Origin of the sequence: Hydrocoleum sp. CS-953 (assembly GCF_002260545.1) — a bacterium.
Classification (GTDB): domain Bacteria; phylum Cyanobacteriota; class Cyanobacteriia; order Cyanobacteriales; family Microcoleaceae; genus Trichodesmium.
On sequence record NZ_LGSU01000194.1, the window covers coordinates 1 to 2,413 of the forward strand.

Sequence of the window (2,413 nt, forward strand, 5' to 3'; positions counted from 1 at the left end):
CTAGCTATAGAAAGAACAGCCAAAGAAACTTCTATACAAAATATTATTGATTTACTGCAAAAACGATTTAATTCAGTACCAGAAACTCTAATAATAGAGCTGAATAATATTGAAGATTTAACACAATTAAAACAACTACTCCTAGAAACAATTAGCGTTAATTCCGTTGGGGAGTTTGAGGAATTAATTAAAGAAAGTTCTTCTTTAGAAAATTAGTTAGATACCTTGATTAATCATTTTTATAGTTACTCTTCAGCCTTAAGGCTTATAAATTCTAAATTCTAAATTCTAAATTCTGGCTGTTCAATGGGAATTTCAATTACAAACTCTGCCCCCTCTCCAGGAGCAGAAATACATTCTAACCTTCCACCATGTTTTTCCACAATAATTTTATAACTAATAGATAAACCCAAACCAGTACCTTTATCAACCGGTTTAGTAGTAAAAAATCGCTCAAATAAACGTTCCTTAACCTTCTCATCCATACCCAAACCATTATCAATAATTCTAATTTGAACTTGATTTGATATAGCAGTAGTTCTAATCCAAATACTCGGAACCTTACCATCCCAATTATCCCTAACTATTGCCTCCTCCAAAGCATCAATTCCATTACCAATTAAATTCATAAATACCTGATTAATCATACCCACATAACATTCTACCAAAGGCAATTCTCCATACTCCTTATAAACCTTAATTTCTGGTTTTTTTCCACGAGCTTTGAGACGATTTTTCAAAATTACCAAAGTACCATCAATCCCATCGTGAATATTCATCAGAGTTTTCTTAACATCATCCTTGCGAGAAAAACTACGCAGAGAACGAACAATTTCACGAATTCTTTCCGAACCTATTTGCATGGCTGATATTACCTTTGGCAAATCCTCCATCATAAAATCTAAATCTATATCCTCTATTTGTTCTTCTATTTCTTCTGGTAAACTTGGAGAATATTCTTGATAAATATTTAGCAAATTCATCATATCTTGAACATAATGATTCAAATGCACAATATTTCCATAAACAGAAGTTACAGGATTATTAATTTCGTGAGCAATACCTGCAACTAACTGACCCAAACTAGACATCTTTTCAGTATTAGTGAGAGTAGTTTCTACCTCATCAAGTTCTTGCAAAGCAGTTTCTAATTGTCGCTTTTGTTTTCTTAACTCAGTCTGAGATTGTTTCAGCGAAGCTTCAGCATTTTTAGTATCAGTAATATCTGTAATCAAACCTTCTAAAGCAATTAATTCTCCTGACTCAGAAAACACCCCTATTCCTTGTTCCCAAACCCATTTAATTTTTCCAGTCTTAGTAGTAATTCGATAAACTATTTGATAATGTCGATTCTCTTGTATAGCCAACTCTATAGTATTCCATAAAAGTTGTCGATCTTCTGGATAAATTAATTGTGATAAAAATACTTGATTTGAACCTAAAAAATCTTGTATTTGATAACCAGTTAATGAATAACAACCTTCGCTTACAAATTCTGCAGTTCGATTTATATCGTTGCGAAAACGATAAGCCATACCTGGTAAATTACTCATTAAAGTAGCTAATTTTCTTTGACTTTCCCATAAAGCTTTTTCTGAACGTTTCCTGTCAGTAATATCCTTAATAACTGTCAAAAAGCAAATTTCATTATCAATATTAATAATCTCTACAGACAACAACCAAATCCTAATCGCACCAGATTTTACTCTAAATTCATATTCCTGATTTTGCAAAACTCCTTGTTTTTCCAAAGACTCTCTAAAATCAATTCTTTCTTCTAGATTAACCCATATACCTAACTCTTCTACTGTGTAACCAATAACTTCTTCACGGCGATAACCCATTATATCCAAAAAACTGTCATTTACTTCTATAAATCTCTCATCTTGAAAAGTAGTAATAATGATTGGGTCGGGACTAGAAAGAAATGCTTTTGAGAACTTTTGTTCCGACAACTTCAACCTTGCTTGTGTCTGATGACGTTCTGCAATTTCTCTTTCTAATTTATCAATAGTTTCCTGTAATTCAATTGCTCGTTTCTCTACCTTATTTCCTAACTCTTCATTTGCGAGTTTTAATGCTTCTTCTTTTAAGACTTTGCTAGTGATATTAGAAACTACCATTTCCCACCCACTTCTACCATCAAATTCTACTGGAATTATTACCACTTCTGCTGTAAATTCAGATCCATATAAACGTTTATAGCGCCAGTTAAAACGACTTATTCCTGACTCTAATGCTATTTGTAAATATTTTTGCAATAGCAGAATTGAATCTTCCCCTTGAAACTGTTTTAAAGAGCTAAATTCCCAAAGTTGTTTACCACAAAATTCTGATTTTTGACTACAGCCGAATAATTCTAAGGCACTGTGATTACAATCAAAAATACCTTGTTTATCTATCAGTATTATCC

At 32.2% G+C, this 2,413-nt stretch carries 1 protein-coding gene and 1 pseudogene; one reads left to right on the top strand and one right to left on the bottom strand.

The genetic code is table 11. The annotated features are described in order from the left end of the window. Positions 1-216: pseudogene (locus AFK68_RS36135) on the top strand (hypothetical protein); the annotation flags it as partial. A 65-nt stretch (positions 217-281) separates the two neighbouring features. Here the strand turns inward: AFK68_RS36135 and AFK68_RS01610 are convergent. Then, a partial coding sequence (locus AFK68_RS01610) for a PAS domain S-box protein (RefSeq protein WP_094671107.1) occupies positions 282-2,413 on the bottom strand: 2,132 nt, incomplete at its 5' end.